We start from the raw sequence: 17,004 nt of genomic DNA, 5'->3' as shown, positions 1-17,004 counted from the left end.
TTATGCAACTCATGCTCGAATGGAGATGAAATATGATGAAAATTGTCACAGAACCGCAGGAAGGCAGTCCGACGGATGCCGGTGCATCAGGGAATGATGCCTTTTTTGCGGGGCTTTCACCGGAGCAGCTGGCTGCGGTCTGTCAGGGTCTGGATGCGCCGATGCATGCGATGGCGCTTGTTTCGGAGCAGCTGATGGTGCTGCGGCAGACGCATTCCTGTGCTGCACTGCTGGCATACGGTGGATTTTACTCGCTGCGGGAGGTGTTGGATCCGGCGGCATGTGATGCCATACAGAACAGCGTGCGCACCGGGACGGCGCATACCATATTACTGTCGTTGTCCGGCGAACGCTGGAGCATGCGCATTGTCCCGGCAGAAGGGCAGGCGCTGCTGGTATTCCAGTGCGATGTGCAGCATCAGGTCGGCGTGTCGATGACGGCAGCGGGTCTGCGCGGGAGCGCGGCACGGCTGTTGATGCGGGCGGATGTGCTGGAATCCGACGGATTGGGGGAAGATGCCTGCGCCATCCGGCAGGAGGCGCTGCGCATTCTCCGGCAGGCAAACCATGCGGAGCTGCTGAACGGTGCACTGGGGCCGATGCGGCGTGAGCTGTGCTCGGCGACGGAGCTTCTCACAGATGCCGGACGGCAGCTTGCGCGCCGGGGAGTGACGGTTGACATACAGAACCCGGTGCAGGATGTCAGCCTGTGGGCGGATCAGGGTCTGCTGCTGTCCGCGCTGATGACACTGATTTCCAACAGCCTGCGCCATGGCGGGGACCAGGTTCATATCCGGCTGTATGCCGGCACGCAGGGCGGCAGCGTCGTGTTTGTCGTTGACGACGACGGCGTGGGGCTGAGTCAGGAGGCGCTCGCGCGCATGAACGACACCTGGCGGCAGGCGGATGCATCCGTCGGCGGCTGGGGGCTGGGCATCCCGTATGCCCGCCGCATTGCCGAACTGCACGGCGGCGCACTGCTGTTCGCACCGGGCGCGGCGGGCGGCTGTACCGCGCGTATTTCCATCCCGCTGCGACAGGAGGCGGGACTGGAAACTGCGAGCAGCTACCAGCCCAATCTCGCCGCGGGCGTGAACGCGGCGGATATCGAATTGTCTGATGTGCTGGATGCAGCAGTATTTCGCACGGAATAACGGAAAACCGGCCGGCGAAGGTCCCTCCCGCTGTGCGGAGGGGCTTTTTTCCTGTCCGTACAGCCGTGCCTGCCCGGACGGGAACAGCCGTAGTATGCCCGGAAAACCAAGGAATATAAGCGTGTTTTTCGGCCTGGAACCAAAAAAAACCAGAAATTGTCCACAGAAATAACAACGTATACAGAAAAACCGCAAAAATATTTGTTGATTTCTGTTATTTTTTTTGCAAAATTCCTTGCGTTTCTGGTCGGTATGACGGTATAATCTAGGGTATAGTGTTGTGCCCGTTGACGGGGTGCAGCGCACGCGTGACAGCCGTGCCTGATTTGCGGGGGGACGGCTGTTCCGCAGGTTAATTATCGTCTGCGGTGCGGCATCCTGCCGCACAGAATGAACAGAGAGGTGAATCCATAATGGCGTACACGTTTCGTGGCGGTATCCATCCTGGAACCAAAAATGATCCGGGATTCAAATCCGCAACAAACAAAAAGCCGATCGAAGTCCTGAAGGCACCGGACAAGGTTGTCCTTCCCGTTTCGATGCACATTGGTGCACCGGCAAAGCCGCTGGTGAAGAAGGGTGACATCGTCGACATGGGTCAGATGATCGCAGAGGCCGGCGGTTTTGTCAGCGCTCCGGTACATGCGTCGGTTTCCGGCAAGGTTGTCGACGTCATCCCGATGCTGCACCAGAATGGCTCCAAGGTTCTGTCCATCGTCATTGAGAACGACCATGAAGACAGACTGCACGAGTCGGTCAAGCCGAAGGACTTTGAATCGATGTCCAACGACGAGCGCATCCAGGCAATCTGGGATGCGGGTATTGTCGGCCACGGCGGCGCAACCTTCCCGACGCATGTCAAGATCAAGTCCGGTATCGGCAAGTGCGATACCATCCTGATTAACGGCGCGGAGTGTGAGCCGTACATCACGTCCGACCACCGCCTGCTGCTCGAGCGCCCGGAGGAGATTGTCGAGGGCGTCCGCTATCTGGTCAAGATCATGGGCGTCAAGCAGGCCTTCATCGGCATCGAGCTGAACAAGGAAGACACATTTGCAAAGATCGAGCAGCTGCTCGCCGGCGACCCGGTTATCAAGCTGGCTCCGCTGGAGTGCCGCTACCCGCAGGGCGCAGAAAAGCAGCTCATCAATGCCGTTACCGGCCGTGAGGTTCCGTCCGGCAAGCTGCCGGCAGACGCAGGCTGCGCAGTATTTAATGTAGACACCGCAGGTGCGGTTTACCGCTGCTTTGCCAAGGGCATGCCGGTTATCCGCCGCGTTGTCACGGTTTCCGGCTCCGCGGTCAACGAGCCGAAGAACCTTGAGGTTCGCACCGGCACCTGTGTGACTGAGCTGATCGATGCATGCGGCGGCTTCAAGAGCGCGCCGAACAAGCTGCTGGCCGGCGGCCCGATGATGGGCGTCGCGCAGTTTACCACCGATGTCCCGGTACTCAAGGGCACCAACGCATTCCTCGCGTTCTGTGAGGATGAGGATAAGCGCGTTGCGCATCCGACCTGCATCCGCTGCGGCCGCTGCGTCGGAGTCTGCCCGATGCACCTGACCCCGGTTTACATGAACATGTTCGCAGCTAAGAACGACCTCGAGGGCTGCGAGGAGTACGACGTACTCGACTGCATCGAGTGCGGCTCGTGCGCATACGTATGTCCGGCACGCATCCCGCTGGTACAGCAGTTCCGCGTTGCGAAGATGCGCGTCCAGGAAAAGCGCAAGGCAGCAGCCGCTGCGGCGCAGAAGTAAGGAGGGTGGAACGAAATGTATGATTTCAGTAAAGTAGTAATTACATCCTCCCCGCACATTAAGAGCAAAGAGGATACCCAGTCGATTATGCTCGACGTGCTGTTCGCACTGATCCCGTCGCTGGCAGTTTCGACCTATGTTTTCGGTTTCCGCGCGATTCTGATGACCGTGGTTTCCGTTGCAGCCTGCATGGTATTTGAGGCAATCTACGACAAGATTGTCGGCAAGCCGAACACGATCACGGATCTGTCCGCTGCTGTTACCGGCGTGCTGCTGGCGTTTGTCTGCCCGGTTACGCTTCCGTACTGGATGCTGATTATCGGCGACGGCGTCGCAATCATCGTTGCCAAGTGCCTGTTTGGCGGCCTCGGCAAGAACTTCATCAACCCGGCACTGGCCGGTCGTGCATTCCTGCTGGCTTCCTGGCCGGTTGCCATGACCACCTGGGTCAGAGCAAAGTCCGGCGTCGGCCTGATTTCCAATTCCACCGAGGCGCTCGATGCGATGGCAAGCGCAACCCCGCTCGCGATCATCAAGGGCACGGCGGATGGCGAACTGCCGAGCATTGCCAATATGTTCCTCGGCATGTGTGGCGGCTCCATGGGTGAGGTTTCCGCGATTGCCCTGATTATCGGCGGCGTTTACCTGCTGGTTCGCAAGGTTATCACCATCCACATCCCGGCAGCTTACATCCTGACGGTTGCAGTTCTGACCTTCCTGTTCCCGCAGGGCGGCCTGGGCCATCTGGATTCCATGCTGTACAGCCTGTTCGGCGGCGGCCTGATGCTCGGCGCGTTCTTCATGGCGACCGACTACTCGACTTCCCCGGTATCCCGCAAGGGTCAGGTTATCTTCGGCATCGGCTGCGGCCTGCTGACCGTCATGATCCGCTTCTTCGGCGGCTATCCGGAAGGCGTCTGCTACTCCATCCTGCTGATGAATACCACCGTATGGCTGATTGATAAGTACACCCGCCCGACCAAGTTCGGCGCACCGGCAAAGCAGAAGAAGGAGGGCTAATCAATGGCTGGCAAGCAGAAGAATGAATTTGTACAGCTCGGCGGCGTCCTTTGTGCAATCACGCTGGTCGTTGCACTGTGCCTCGGTGCAGTAAACGCAATCACCGTTGACCCGATTGCCAAGCAGAACCAGATTAAGACGGAAAATGCGCTGGCACAGGTCATGGATGCGGATTCCGAGCCGATTGAGGTTGCGGAAGGCACTACGGCAACCACCGACAAGGGCACGGTTGTTGAAATCGTTTCCGCTTATAAGATGACCAAGGACGGCCAGGACGCAGGCTACTGCGTTGAAGTCGCACCGACCGGCTTCGGCGGCGGCGTAGATACCATGGTTGGCATCGGCGTTGACGGCACGATCACCGGTATTTCCATTATTTCCGCATCGTCTGAGACCCCGGGCCTGGGCGCAAACAGCACCAAGCCGGAGTTCCAGGAGCAGTTCGCAGGCCAGCCTGCCGACGGCACGGTTGCCGTTGAGAAGGATGGCGGCTCCATCGTCGCACTGACCGGCGCGACCATCACCTCCCGCGCAGTATCGGAAGGCGTCAACGCTGCCGTGAAGTTCGCTGCGGAACAGGGTTAAGGAGGACCATATCATGAGCTTTGGAAAAAATCTGAAAGAGGGTCTGTTTACCAATAACCCGGTACTTGTTCAGCTGATCGGCATGTGCCCGACACTGGCAACCACGACCTCAGTCGTCAACGGCGTGGGCATGGGTCTGTCCGCTACAGCGGTACTGATCTGCTCCAACATCGTTATTTCCCTGCTGCGTAAGTTTATCCCGAATAAGGTTCGTATCGCGGCATACATCACCGTTATCGCAGGCTTCGTTACGATGATCGACCTGCTGCTTCAGGCGTTTATCCCGTCGCTGTCCGCGTCGCTGGGTCTGTTCATCCCGCTGATCGTCGTAAACTGCATCATCCTCGGCCGTGCCGAGGCGTTCGCTTCCAAGAATTCGGTCGGCGCATCCGCAGTCGACGGTCTGGTTATGGGTCTCGGCTTTACGTTCGCGCTGGTTATCATGTCCGTTGTCCGTGAGCTGCTGGGTGCAGGAACCATCGGCGGCGGCCTGATTACGGTATTCAGCCAGCCGGCCACCATTATGATCCTGCCGGCAGGCGGCTTCCTGACGCTCGGCTTCGTCATTGCTGTCATGCAGAAGCTGCTGAAGAAAGGAGAGTAATGTACAATGACATCTATTTTATCGATTTCTCTCAGCGCCATTCTGATTAACAACTTTATCATGTCCCAGTTCCTCGGCTGCTGCCCGTTCTTCGGCGTATCCAAGAAGATCGACACCGCAGTCGGCATGGGCATGGCGGTAACCTTCGTTATGGGTCTGGCATCCGCCGTTACGTGGCTGATTAACACCTTCGTTCTGGTTCCGCTGGGTCTGAACTATATGCAGACGGTCGCATTTATTCTGGTCATCGCAACGCTCGTACAGTTCGTAGAGATGTTCCTGATGAAGGCGATGCCGTCGCTGTATCAGGCGCTGGGTATTTTCCTTCCGCTGATTACCACCAACTGTGCGGTTCTGGGCGTTGCGCTGCAGAACGTACAGAACAGCTATAATTTCCTCGAATCCATCGTTTACGGCATCACCGGTGGCCTCGGCTTTACGCTGGCTATCGTACTGTTCGCATCCATCCGTGAGCGTCTGGCTGCATCGGCAGATTGCCCGAAGTGCTTTGAGGGCTTCCCGATTGCCCTGATTTCCGCTTCTCTGATGGCGATGGCGTTCCTGGGCTTCAGCGGCATGAAGATCTGGTAAACCCGACGGTCAGAGAATAGGAGTTGAATCACAAATGATGAGTATTGTTTCTGCGGTGCTGGTTCTGGGCGTCATGGGCTTGCTGTTCGGCCTGATCCTTGCATTCGCATCCAAAATCTTTGCCGTCGAGGTAGACGAGCGCATTCCGGCTGTACAGGAGTGCCTGCCGGGTGCAAACTGCGGCGGCTGTGGCTACGCAGGCTGTAACGGCCTGGCAACCGCCATCGTCGAGGGCAAGGCACCGGTCAACGGCTGCCCGGTCGGCGGCGCAGCAGCAGCAGAGAAGATCGCTGCTGTCCTGGGCGTTGAGGTCACCGAATCGGAAAAGATGGTTGCACACGTACACTGCTCCGGTACCTGCGAAAACGCAAAGAACCGTGCAAAGTATGAAGGCATTGAGGATTGCCTGGGCGCAATCCGCGTTGCAAACGGCTATAAGGAATGTGCATTTGCCTGCCTCGGTCTCGGCACCTGTGAGAAGGCATGCCCGTTCGGCGCAATCCATGTTGTCGACGGTGTTGCCAAGGTTGACACTTCCAAGTGTACCGCATGCTCCAAGTGTATTGCCGCATGCCCGAAGCACATCATCTCCCTCGTTCCGGAGAAGAATGCAGTCCGCGTCGACTGTTCTTCCAAGGCAAAGGGCAAGGACGTTATGGATGCATGCGCGGTCGGCTGTATCGGCTGCGGTCTGTGTGAGAAGACCTGTAAGTTCGACGCCATCCATATGGAAGGCAACCTCCCGGTTATCGATTACGATAAGTGTAAGGGCTGCCAGATGTGTGCAAAGGCTTGCCCGCGCCACATCATCGAGCCGTGGAACACCCCGGAGAAGGTCAAGGAGCTTCAGGAGCTCAAGGCAAAGCAGGCAGCTGCCAAGAAGGCTGCCATGGAAAAGGCTGCCGCTGCCAAGAAGGCACAGGAAGCTGCTTCCGCTCCGGCAGATAAGTAAGTTCTGTCGGTCCAACGAAATTTTAAGTATGTAAAGAGGAGACGCCCATGAACAGCAATCATACCCCCAATCAATCCCGCATCCGCCGCACGGTGGCCGCTGTCTTGATTGTGGCGGTGCTGGTTGTTGCCGTGGGCGTCTTTCTTGTTGCACAGTGCCTGTCGTTCGACGGGGACGGCGCACATGTCATCGACCGCTACGGTGTGCTGGCGCAGGAGGCGCAGCAGCTGGAAAGCACAGGCAGTGCGCAGCCGGTGGAGGAGCAGCCGCAGGAGGAGACCCCTGTGGAGCAGCCTGAGCCGGAACCGGAAGGCACAGACCGCATTGTCATGCTGGCGGCGAGTGCCGTCGCGGACGAACAGGATCGTATTCTGGAGCTGGCGGAGAGCGGCGCACTTGATACCGTCGTGGTCAACATCAAGGACGATGAGGGCAATCTGAATCTCTCTGTCGACACCAATGAGATCGATGAGGTGGAATATCTGGTCGACAGTGACGCGGATGCGCTGAAAGAAGCCATCGGCGCGCTGAAGGAGGCGGGCGTGCACGTCATCGGGCGCATTTACTGCCTGCACGATGCACAGGCGACCGATTATAATTCCGACCTTGCGATTCAGTTCGAGAACGGCGGCACATGGCTGGATTATGACAACACCCGCTGGCTCGATCCGACGAATGATGACACGGTAAGCTATCTGTGTGACATCGCAAAGAGCGCGGCAGAGGCAGGCTGTGATGAGCTGATGCTCGCCGATTTCACCTTCCCGCCGCGCGGACATCTCGACCGCGCAGAGTTTGACCGCGATCCGGACGATCAGGCTGCTGTCCTGCTGGACGCGCTGGAGGAGATCCGGCATGCGGCAGGCGATGCAGCCGTCAGCCTGACGGCGGATTCGCTGTCCGATCTGACCGACCTCTCGGCAAACGGCGCGGAGGACGGCATTCCGGTCGGCGACGTCGGTGCGCTGCTGGATGCGGCAGACCGGCTGTTTGTCCCGGTGGACGGCACGGACGAGGCGGACAGCCTGACGGATGCCATCCACGAGCTGGCGGAAAACGCGGTTGTTGTCCCGGTGTTCTACAGTGGGGATGCATGGATCGCATATGACGGCACGGCGGCGCTGAATGGTGTTGCTGACAGTGAGGGCGCGCTGGATGCGGCGGAAAACCGCCTGACCGGTTCTTATGACCATTCTGACTATTCCGATGATTCCGAGGAATACAACGATTCGGACGAATACAGTCAGGAGGACGATTCGGACGGGTACGACGATTCCGACGACACAGATGACACAGATGACTCAGATGATGGGTACGACGACGAAGAATAATGTGGAAACCTCCCCCAAACGGGAGGTTTTTTGTGCACAGAATAAACTGACGGAGTACGAAGCAAGCCAGATTCAACGATACCACGAACGGCAAATCAGGCGCTGGAAGCGTGAGTATGCTGCAATGGATGCAGCAGGACTGGATACCACAGAAGCGGCGGTCAAGATACGCAGCTGGAACGAACGGCAGAATGATTTCATTCGGCAGACCGGCTTCAAACGACAGGCTGACCAGGAACAGACTGCTATGCGCAGGACAACGAGGGGACGAAAGAAAGATATTGAAAATAACAAGGAGCCTGATATAATTAAGTCGAATATTACTGGGAACGGAGGTGCAGATGTGCACCATATAGGTAGGTTGAATCGAAGTATTTATCGCTGTGTAACGAACGATATTGTCACCGACGAAGTTATCATAACGGATAAACAGATTCAGCATATTAAAGACCGGCATCCCAATGATTTTGAGAGATATTGTTCTTATTTTAGAGAAATTGTATCGAATCCAGATTATATCATTGAGGCAAACAAACCTAATTCAGCCTTGGTTTTGAAAGAAATCATGATTCATGGGGAAGTCTTTAAAATGGTTGTTAGACTTGCAACATCACAAGATGATCCTAAGTATAAGAACTCGATCATTACATTTATGAAAATTGACAGAAAGGAGTGGAATCGCTTACTTCGAAACAAAAGAATTCTTTACAAAAAGGAATAGAAATGATATAATAATAGTACAATAAGAATGGTTATCTGAGGTGGAAAATTTCGTCCGATCCACACGCCGATGGCTTGACAGGGGAAACCCGAGAGATGCAGGAGAACCGGACGCCTGCCAGATAACCAAGAAATCGTGCGGAGCCGCTTTCGAGCGGCTTCTGCATTGTAAGCCGCCAAGCGCGAGCAAGGCGGTTTTCTTATGCCCATTTTTAGGATAACGAAGAATAATATGGAAACCTCCCCCAAACGGGAGGTTTTTTGTGCACAGAATACACAGATTTCCGGCTGATACACGGGTGCAGGCCGGATTTTTTGCGCCAATTTTCCCTCGTTTACAAAAAAAGTGATGAATTACGCCATAAAATGCCGTATAATAGAAGGCGAAGTATGCAGTTACGAAGAGGAGGAGCGGGCATGAGTAAGAAAATTTTGATCGTGGAAGACGACGGCAATATCCGTGAGCTTCTGCGTTTGTACCTCGAACGCGAGGGATATGAAATTACCGAGGCGGAAAACGGTGAGGAGGGCGTTGCGCAGTGGCGCAAGGTCAATCCGGACATGATCCTGCTGGATGTCATGATGCCGGTTATGGACGGCTGGGAGGTCTGTAAGATCATCCGTGCCGAGAGTAAGGTGCCGATTATTATCCTCACCGCCAAGGGCGAAACCTTCGACAAGGTCAACGGTCTGGAGATGGGCGCCGATGACTACATCGTCAAGCCGCTGGAGATGCGCGAGGTTGTCGCGCGTGTGCGTGCGGTGTTCCGCCGCTTTGCGCCGGAGGACAGCGGCAAAATCTCGTTTGACAAGCTGACGATAGACAAGCAGGCGTATGACCTGATTATCGACGGCAAGCGCGTCGATGCGCCGCCGAAGGAAATCGAACTGCTGTATTTTCTGGCGTCCAGCCCGAACCGCGTGTTCACGCGCGCACAGCTGTTGGATGATGTCTGGGGCTTTGACTATTTCGGCGATACCCGTACCGTCGATGTCCATGTCAAGCGCCTGCGCGAAAAGCTGGAGGGCGTCAGCGATAAATGGGAGCTGAAAACCGTCTGGGGCGTCGGCTATAAATTTGAAACCAGGGATTGATCCATGAGAAATATTTTTGTCAAGAACTATATGGCGTTCGCGCTGCTGATTCTCGTCAGCTTTACCTTTGCGGGCGGCGTGTTCATGGCGCAGGTCAGCCGCTATTCCGTGCAGGAAAAGCAGGAGCAGCTGGAAACAACCGTCAGCTATGTCGATGCGATTGTCGAAAACAACACCATCCTGTTGCAGACGCAGGACAATACATTCCTCAAGACCTATCTGGACCAGCAGGCAGCGGTCAGCGGCTGTACCATCCTGCTGACCGACGCGCAGGGCAAGGTGCTGATCTGCTCGCTGCCAAAGGATGACGGCATCGAAAAGGATCAGATTCAAGGCACGGTCAGCGGTAAGCTGGTGCAGTCCATCCGGGACAAGGGTTCGTACTTTGGACTCGGCAATGTCAGCGGTCTGTTTTCAGAAAACTATTTCATTGCGGGCGCAAACTGTACAGATGACGCCGCTGAGACGGTCGCGCTGGTCATTGCGGCAATCCCGTCTGCCTCGACCACCGGACTGATGCATACCATCATGCGCAGCTATCTGTTCATTATTGCGATTACGCTGGTGCTGACACTGATTATCAGCTGGTTCCTGTCGGATATGCTGACGCGGCCGCTCAAGGGACTGGTTTCCGCGGCGAAAAAGTTCGGGCATGGCGAATTTGACGTGCGCGTTTCGGAGAACAACAACTGCGATGAAATCGACGAGCTGGCAGTCAGCTTCAACAACATGGCGACATCGCTGCAACAGCAGGAGGAGCTCAGCCGCGGCTTTGTCGCAAATGTTTCGCATGAGCTCAAAACTCCGATGACCTCCATCCGCGGCTTTGTCGACGGCATGCTGGACGGCACGATTCCGCAGGAACGCCATCCGCAGTACCTGCGAATTATTTCGGAGGAGGTCGACCGCCTGTCACGCCTCGTCATGCGCATGCTGGATGCGGCGAAAATTCAGGCAGGCGAGCTGATTATCACACCTGCGCCGTTTGATCTGACGGAAATGGCAGCGCGTGTGCTCATCAGCTTTGAAAAGCAGATCAACGACAAAAAGTTGGAAATGGATGTCGATTTGCAGGACAGCCTGATTGTCAACGGCGACAGTGACCATATTTACCGTGTGGTTTACAATCTTGTGGACAATGCAGTCAAGTTCGTGAATGAGGGCGGCACGCTGACCATCCGCGCGGAGGTGGAGGGCACAATGAGCCTGTTCTCTATCCGAAACACCGGCTCGGAAATTCCGGCGGAGGATCTGCCGCATGTATTCGACCGCTTTTACAAGGTTGACCGCAGCCGCAGCCGTGACCGCACGGGCGCGGGTCTCGGCCTGTATATCGTCAAATCCATCGTCAATCTGCACGGCGGTGATATTTCGGTGCGCTCAGCGAACGGCGAAACCGAGTTCGCATTCACTGTTCCGCTTGCGCAGAAATCCTCCGGCGGGAAGGAAGACCACCAGCTGACACAGAAATAACACAGAAAACGCCTCTGCAAGTTGCGCAGAGGCGTTTGTTTTGCACAGCGGGTGACATTCACAAAATCTTAACATTGGCGACAACGAAAAACCATATTTTGCGCGTACAATAGAAGCATAACAAAGGAGGCTACGCTTATGGACGAGTTGAATCGGAATACCGAGCACGAAGATCCCCAGACTACACCGTTCCAGACGCCGGTGCGCGGCGCAGATGAGCGGCCGGGAAGTGCATATCAGAATACAGGCAGCAATCAGTCGTATACCTATGGCAGTCAGAATACTTCTGCCGGAAGTACGGGCGGCGGCAGTACACCGCCTCCCAGCGGCCCCTCTGCCTATGAGCAGTGGAGCGGCGGACAGAAACCGAATCGAAATAAAAAACCGCGCAAAAACGGGAAATTCCCGTGGAAACCGGTTATTGCAGGCGTTATCATCGCGGCAGTGGCGTTTGGTGGCGGCATGCTCGCAGGCGGCGGCATTGACCTGTCCGGCCTGACGGCGGACAGCTCGAGCAGTGCGGTGGACAGCGGCAGCGGCCTGCCGGACGATTCTACAAAGATGCAGGTCAGCGGTACATCCAGCGCGGGCAGCGATGACGCGGCGAGCTATTCCGGCGTGTATGAAAAGGTGACCCCATCTATCGTGTCCATTGTCGTCGATGACATTCAGATGGGCAGTGAGTCGTCCGGCTCGGGCGTCATCATGAGTGAAGACGGTTATATCATCACGAACAACCATGTTGTGGAGGACGGCGACAAAATCACCGTTGTAATGAACGATTCAACCACCTATGAGGCGGAACTGATCGGCACGGATGAACAGACCGATCTCGCTGTGCTCAAGATTGACGCAGACGGGCTGACGGCCGCGGAATTTGGCAATTCGGACGACGTGAAGGTCGGCGACCGTGCATTTGCCATCGGTTCGCCCGGCGGTGTGGAATTCCAGAACAGCTTTACCGGCGGCTTTATCTCCGCCATCAACCGCAATGTGACCATCAATGACCGTGAGATGACACTGATTCAGACGGACACTGCGATCAATCCGGGCAACTCCGGCGGCGCGCTCATCAATACGAGCGGCCAGGTCATCGGAATCACCTCTTCCAAGCTGAGCGCGACCAGCTCGGACAGCGCTTCTATTGAGGGCATGGGCTTCGCCATCCCGACCAACACGGTCAAGGAGGTTGTCGACCAGCTGATTGCCTACGGTCATGTCACCGGCCGTCCGGCGATTGGAATCAGCGGCTATGACATCGAGGAGATGCGCGCGGCCTATTACAAAATCCCGCAGGGTGTCATGGTCACCAGTGTCGATACGGCATCCGATGCCTACCAGAAGGGCATTAAGGAAGGCGATATCATCACCGGCGTCAACGGGCAGAAAATCACCTGCATGAGCGACATCAATTCGGTTAAGAACAACATGAAGGCGGGCGACACAATGGAGTTGACGGTCTATCGCTCCGGCAAGACGCTCACCGTCAGCATCACGTTGGTTGACCAGGCGGATCTGGCAGGTACCTCTGCGACACAGAATGATTCGTCCTCCTCGTCTCAGGACGGACAGACCAGCCCATATGGCGGTTACGGCTATACCATTCCGTAAATTTGATACACAACAGCGCTCTCCCGGCACGCACGACGCAGGGGGAGCGCTTCTGCGTTCGTATGTTTTTTGTAACAAAAGTGTTGGTCAAATACCCAAACAAACGGGAAAGTTCCGCAAATTTCGCGCAAAATGCCGTTTTTCTGCCGCCCTGCCCTTGCAAAGGGATGGGAAAAACGGTATGATAGTATTAAATATGCGATTCGTAAAAATTTGACGACTATACTATGTTTTTTCGAGGTGCAACATGGCAGTATTAAGATGCTATACTGAAAAACGCAGCGGATTTGACAGCGCATCGCAGTCGCTGTGCAGCAGCATGCGTGAGCTGCTGGAGATTCCGGCGCTCACCTATGTGCGCGAGCTGTGCCGCTATGATGTCGAGGGCATTGACGCGGAGGTCTATGCGAAGGCAAAGAATATTGTGTTCTCCGAGCCGATGGTGGATGACTGCTATGACGAGCAGTTCCCGATGCCGGAGGGTGATTACCGCATTCTCGCGGTCGAGCCGCTGCCGGGTCAGTATGACCAGCGTTCGGATTCGTGCGCGCAGTGCATTCAGCTGATGACGCAGGGCGAGCGCCCGAAGGTCGCGGCGGCACATATCTATGTGCTCGGCGGCAAGCTGACGGACGCAGAGCTGGACAAAATCCGCGGCTATCTCATCAACCCGGTGGATTCCCGCGAGGCTTCCGCAGAAAAGCCGGAAACGCTCGAGGCAAAGTATGCGATTCCGACCGCGGTTGACACCGTTGAGGGCTTTATCTCGATGGATACCGCAGCGCTGGAAGAGATGCGCACCAGCCTGGGTCTGGCAATGGAGCTGGACGACCTGCAGTTCCTCCAGAGCTATTTTGCAGGCGAGGAAAAGCGCGACCCGACCATCACTGAGGTGCGCATGATCGATACCTATTGGTCGGATCACTGCCGCCACACTACCTTCCTGACGGAGATCGACAACAGCATCATCGATGACCAGATGGTCAAGGATGCGTTTGACCGCTATCTGGCGGGCCGCCGCGAGGTCTATGGCGAGGAGAAGGCGGCAAAGCGTCCGATTACGCTGATGGATGTCGGCACCGCTGCCGGCAAGGTGCTCAAGAAGCGCGGCAATCTGGCAAACCTCGATGAGAGCGAGGAGATCAATGCGTGCTCCATCCGCATTCAGGCAACCGTAGACGGCAAGAAGGAGCCGTGGCTGCTGATGTTCAAGAATGAGACGCACAACCATCCGACCGAAATCGAACCGTTCGGCGGCGCGGCAACCTGCCTTGGCGGTGCCATCCGTGACCCGCTGTCCGGCAGAAGCTACGTCTATCAGGCGATGCGCGTCACCGGTGCAGGCGATCCGACTGTCCCGCTGAACGAGACGCTGGAGCACAAGCTGCCGCAGCGCAAGCTGTGTACGACAGCGGCGGGCGGTTATTCGTCTTACGGCAACCAGATCGGCCTTTCCACCGGCCTTGTCCATGAAATTTACCATCCGGGCTACGTTGCAAAGCGCATGGAAATCGGCGCAGTTGTCGGCGCGGCTCCAATTGATAACGTCATCCGTGAGGTTCCGGATCCGGGCGATATCGTCATCCTGCTCGGCGGACGCACCGGCCGCGACGGCTGTGGCGGCGCAACCGGTTCCTCCAAGAGCCACACCACAGAGTCGCTGGAAACCTGCGGCGCAGAGGTCCAGAAGGGCAATCCGCCGGAGGAGCGCAAGATTCAGCGCCTGTTCCGCAATCCGGAGGTCACCCGCATGATCCGCCGTTGCAACGACTTCGGCGCGGGCGGCGTATCCGTCGCCATCGGCGAACTGGCAGATGGTCTGGATATCGACCTGAACGCCGTACCGAAGAAGTATGACGGCCTGGATGGCACCGAGCTGGCAATTTCCGAGTCTCAGGAGCGTATGGCAGTTGTCGTTGCGCCGGAAAATGTCGAAAAATTCATCAAAATGGCAAATGAGGAAAACATCGAGGCGACTGTCGTTGCGACGGTCACCGACACCAACCGCCTGCGCATGACGTGGAACGGCAAAACGATTGTCGATGTTTCCCGCGATTTCCTCAATACCAATGGCGCTTCCAAGCATGCGGATGCACACGTTTCCCAGCTGCCTGTTCCGAGCATTGAATGCCCGGCAGAGGGTGCAACGCTGAAGGAAAAGATGCTGAATCTGGCATCCACGCTGAATATCTGCCTCGAGCGCGGCCTGACAGAGCGCTTTGACGGCTCCATCGGTGCAAGCTCTGTCTTCATGCCGTATGGCGGCAAGAATCAGCTGACCCCGACACAGGTCATGGCAGCAACATTGCCGACCGCAGGCCAGTGCTCTACTGCGTCTGTCATGGGCTTCGGTTTTGATCCGTATTTCATGGAGCAGAATCCGTTCCTCGGCGCATCTTGCGCAGTCATCGAATCGATGGCGCGTCTGGTTGCCGCAGGCTGTGATTACCGCACCGCTTACCTGACCTTCCAGGAATATTTTGAACACCTCAACCGCGATCCGGAGAAGTTCGGCACGCCGCTTGCAGCTCTGCTCGGCGCATATGATGCACAGGAATCGCTGGGTCGTGCAGCCATCGGCGGCAAGGATTCCATGTCCGGTACCTATGATGATATGCATGTACCGCCCACGCTGGTTTCGTTTGCCATTGCACCGCAGGAGGCAGACCATCTGGTTTCGCCGGAATTCAAGGCGGCAGGTCATCCGGTTTACTTCTTCGACGCGACGTATAATATGGACGGTTCGCCGGATTATCAGGCGATCCGCGCGACGTGGGAGGTTGTACAGCGCCTGATCGACGAGGGGAAGGTTGCTGCATCGTGGGCACTGGCTTCCGGCGGCATCGCGGAAGGCATTATGAAGATGGCAATCGGCAACGACATCGGTTTCACCTTTGGGCCGGAGTTCACACCGGATGCGCTGTTCCTCAAGAATTACGGCGGCATCCTGATCGAAGCCACCGAAGAGCTGTACAACATGCCGCTGTGGCTGGTCGGTATGACCACCGACAAGCCGGAAATCGACGCATTCGGCGAAATCATTGCGCTGGATGATGTCAAGAATGCACTCGAAGGCACGCTGGAGAAGGTATTCCCGACCCGTGCCGCTGCTTCTGACGACAAGATGGTCAAGCCGTCCTTCACCGAGCGCAACACCAAGGCACCGGCAGTCAAGACCGCACGTCCGGCTGCTGTCATCCCGGTATTCCCGGGCACCAACTGCGAATATGACACCGCAAAGGCTGTCGAAACCGCAGGCGGCGAGGCAAAGATTGTCGTTGTCCGCAACCTGTCGCAGGATGCACTGATGGCATCTGCGGAAGAGCTGGAGGCAGCAATCCGCTCGTCCCAGATGATGATTCTTCCGGGCGGTTTCTCCGGCGGCGACGAGCCGGACGGATCCGGTAAGTTCATCGCTTCGTTCCTGCGCGCACCGGCAATCAAGGATGCAGTTCATGATCTGCTGGGCAACCGTGACGGCCTGATGCTCGGCATCTGCAACGGCTTCCAGGCACTCATCAAGCTGGGTCTGGTGCCGTATGGCGAAATCCGTGATCTGGATGACACCTGCCCGACGCTGACCTACAACCTGATCGGCCGCCATCAGTCGCGCTATGTACAGACGCGCGTTGCGTCCGTCAAATCCCCGTGGCTGTCCTCCTGTGAGGTGGGCGATGTGCATTCGATCGCGGTTTCCCACGGCGAAGGCCGCTTCGTTGCGCCGCAGGCGGAAATTGACCGCCTGATTGCAAACGGTCAGGTCGCATTCCAGTATGTAGACTTTAACGGTGAGCCGTCGATGGACATCGCGTTCAACCCGAACGGTTCGATGTGCGCAATTGAGGGCATTACCTCTCCGGACGGTCGTGTGCTCGGCAAGATGGGTCACACCGAGCGCTATACCAGATATGTCGGTCAGAACATTTTTGGCGAAAAGTATCAGCCGCTGTTTGAAAACGGCGTAAAGTACTTCAAGTAAGGTTTAGCCGGATATAAGAAGAGCGCACCGCGGGCAGCTGCGGTGCGCTCGTTTGCGTTTTCCATGGTGTCCGGCGCAAGACGGGGGGAGAAGGAGGGAGATTGCGAAAACTTTCGCTCAACTTGTCGC

13 protein-coding genes are annotated in these 17,004 nt (G+C 56.6%); all 13 read left to right on the top strand.

Annotation, left to right across the window (positions count from 1 at the left end; translation table 11 throughout):
- Window positions 1-32: 32 nt before the first annotated feature.
- The 13 genes from CBW42_RS07465 (at window position 33) to CBW42_RS07405 (ending at window position 16,875) form a co-directional block, all read left to right on the top strand.
- Window positions 33-1,154, top strand: coding sequence for a sensor histidine kinase (locus CBW42_RS07465; RefSeq protein WP_087019337.1), 1,122 nt, complete (start codon window positions 33-35; stop codon window positions 1,152-1,154).
- Between the two features lie 413 nt (window positions 1,155-1,567).
- Complete coding sequence (gene rsxC / locus CBW42_RS07460; protein WP_087019334.1) at window positions 1,568-2,914, top strand: electron transport complex subunit RsxC; 1,347 nt, start codon at window positions 1,568-1,570, stop codon at window positions 2,912-2,914.
- Window positions 2,915-2,929: 15 nt separating this feature from the next.
- Window positions 2,930-3,934, top strand: a complete 1,005-nt coding sequence (locus CBW42_RS07455) for an RnfABCDGE type electron transport complex subunit D (protein ID WP_087019331.1) — start codon at window positions 2,930-2,932, stop codon at window positions 3,932-3,934.
- A gap of 3 nt (window positions 3,935-3,937) precedes the next feature.
- Window positions 3,938-4,519 carry an RnfABCDGE type electron transport complex subunit G gene (locus tag CBW42_RS07450; protein ID WP_087019329.1) on the top strand — a complete coding sequence of 194 codons (582 nt, stop codon included), beginning with the start codon at window positions 3,938-3,940 and terminating at the stop codon, window positions 4,517-4,519.
- Between the two features lie 13 nt (window positions 4,520-4,532).
- Entirely contained in the window at window positions 4,533-5,123 is a 591-nt protein-coding gene (locus CBW42_RS07445) for an RnfABCDGE type electron transport complex subunit E (protein WP_087019326.1), read from the top strand.
- Between the two features lie 6 nt (window positions 5,124-5,129).
- Window positions 5,130-5,714 carry an electron transport complex subunit RsxA gene (gene rsxA / locus CBW42_RS07440; protein ID WP_087019323.1) on the top strand — a complete coding sequence of 195 codons (585 nt, stop codon included), beginning with the start codon at window positions 5,130-5,132 and terminating at the stop codon, window positions 5,712-5,714.
- 34 nt (window positions 5,715-5,748) lie between these two features.
- Window positions 5,749-6,666 carry an RnfABCDGE type electron transport complex subunit B gene (locus tag CBW42_RS07435; RefSeq protein ID WP_087019320.1) on the top strand — a complete coding sequence of 306 codons (918 nt, stop codon included), beginning with the start codon at window positions 5,749-5,751 and terminating at the stop codon, window positions 6,664-6,666.
- Window positions 6,667-6,713: 47 nt separating this feature from the next.
- Entirely contained in the window at window positions 6,714-7,997 is a 1,284-nt protein-coding gene (locus CBW42_RS14815; protein ID WP_087019317.1) for a putative glycoside hydrolase, read from the top strand.
- Complete coding sequence (locus CBW42_RS14810; RefSeq protein WP_205703621.1) at window positions 7,963-8,718, top strand: phage minor capsid protein; 756 nt, start codon at window positions 7,963-7,965, stop codon at window positions 8,716-8,718. Before CBW42_RS14815 ends, CBW42_RS14810 begins: the two co-directional genes overlap by 35 nt.
- A 416-nt stretch (window positions 8,719-9,134) precedes the next feature.
- Window positions 9,135-9,812 (top strand): response regulator transcription factor, encoded by a 678-nt coding sequence (locus CBW42_RS07420; RefSeq protein ID WP_087019311.1) that lies wholly within the window; start codon window positions 9,135-9,137, stop codon window positions 9,810-9,812.
- Between the two features lie 3 nt (window positions 9,813-9,815).
- The gene (locus CBW42_RS07415; protein ID WP_087019308.1) at window positions 9,816-11,285 is read left to right on the top strand and encodes a HAMP domain-containing sensor histidine kinase; all 1,470 of its coding nucleotides are present in this window, start codon (window positions 9,816-9,818) and stop codon (window positions 11,283-11,285) included.
- Between the two features lie 138 nt (window positions 11,286-11,423).
- Window positions 11,424-12,896 (top strand): S1C family serine protease, encoded by a 1,473-nt coding sequence (locus CBW42_RS07410; RefSeq protein WP_087019305.1) that lies wholly within the window; start codon window positions 11,424-11,426, stop codon window positions 12,894-12,896.
- A 247-nt stretch (window positions 12,897-13,143) separates the two neighbouring features.
- Window positions 13,144-16,875, top strand: a complete 3,732-nt coding sequence (locus CBW42_RS07405; RefSeq protein WP_087019303.1) for a phosphoribosylformylglycinamidine synthase — start codon at window positions 13,144-13,146, stop codon at window positions 16,873-16,875.
- Window positions 16,876-17,004: the final 129 nt, after the last annotated feature.

It is taken from the genome of Butyricicoccus porcorum (assembly GCF_002157465.1).
In the GTDB taxonomy this organism is placed as follows: Bacteria; Bacillota; Clostridia; order Oscillospirales; family Butyricicoccaceae; genus Butyricicoccus_A; species Butyricicoccus_A porcorum.
This window is presented reverse-complemented; position numbering and strand designations above follow the sequence as displayed.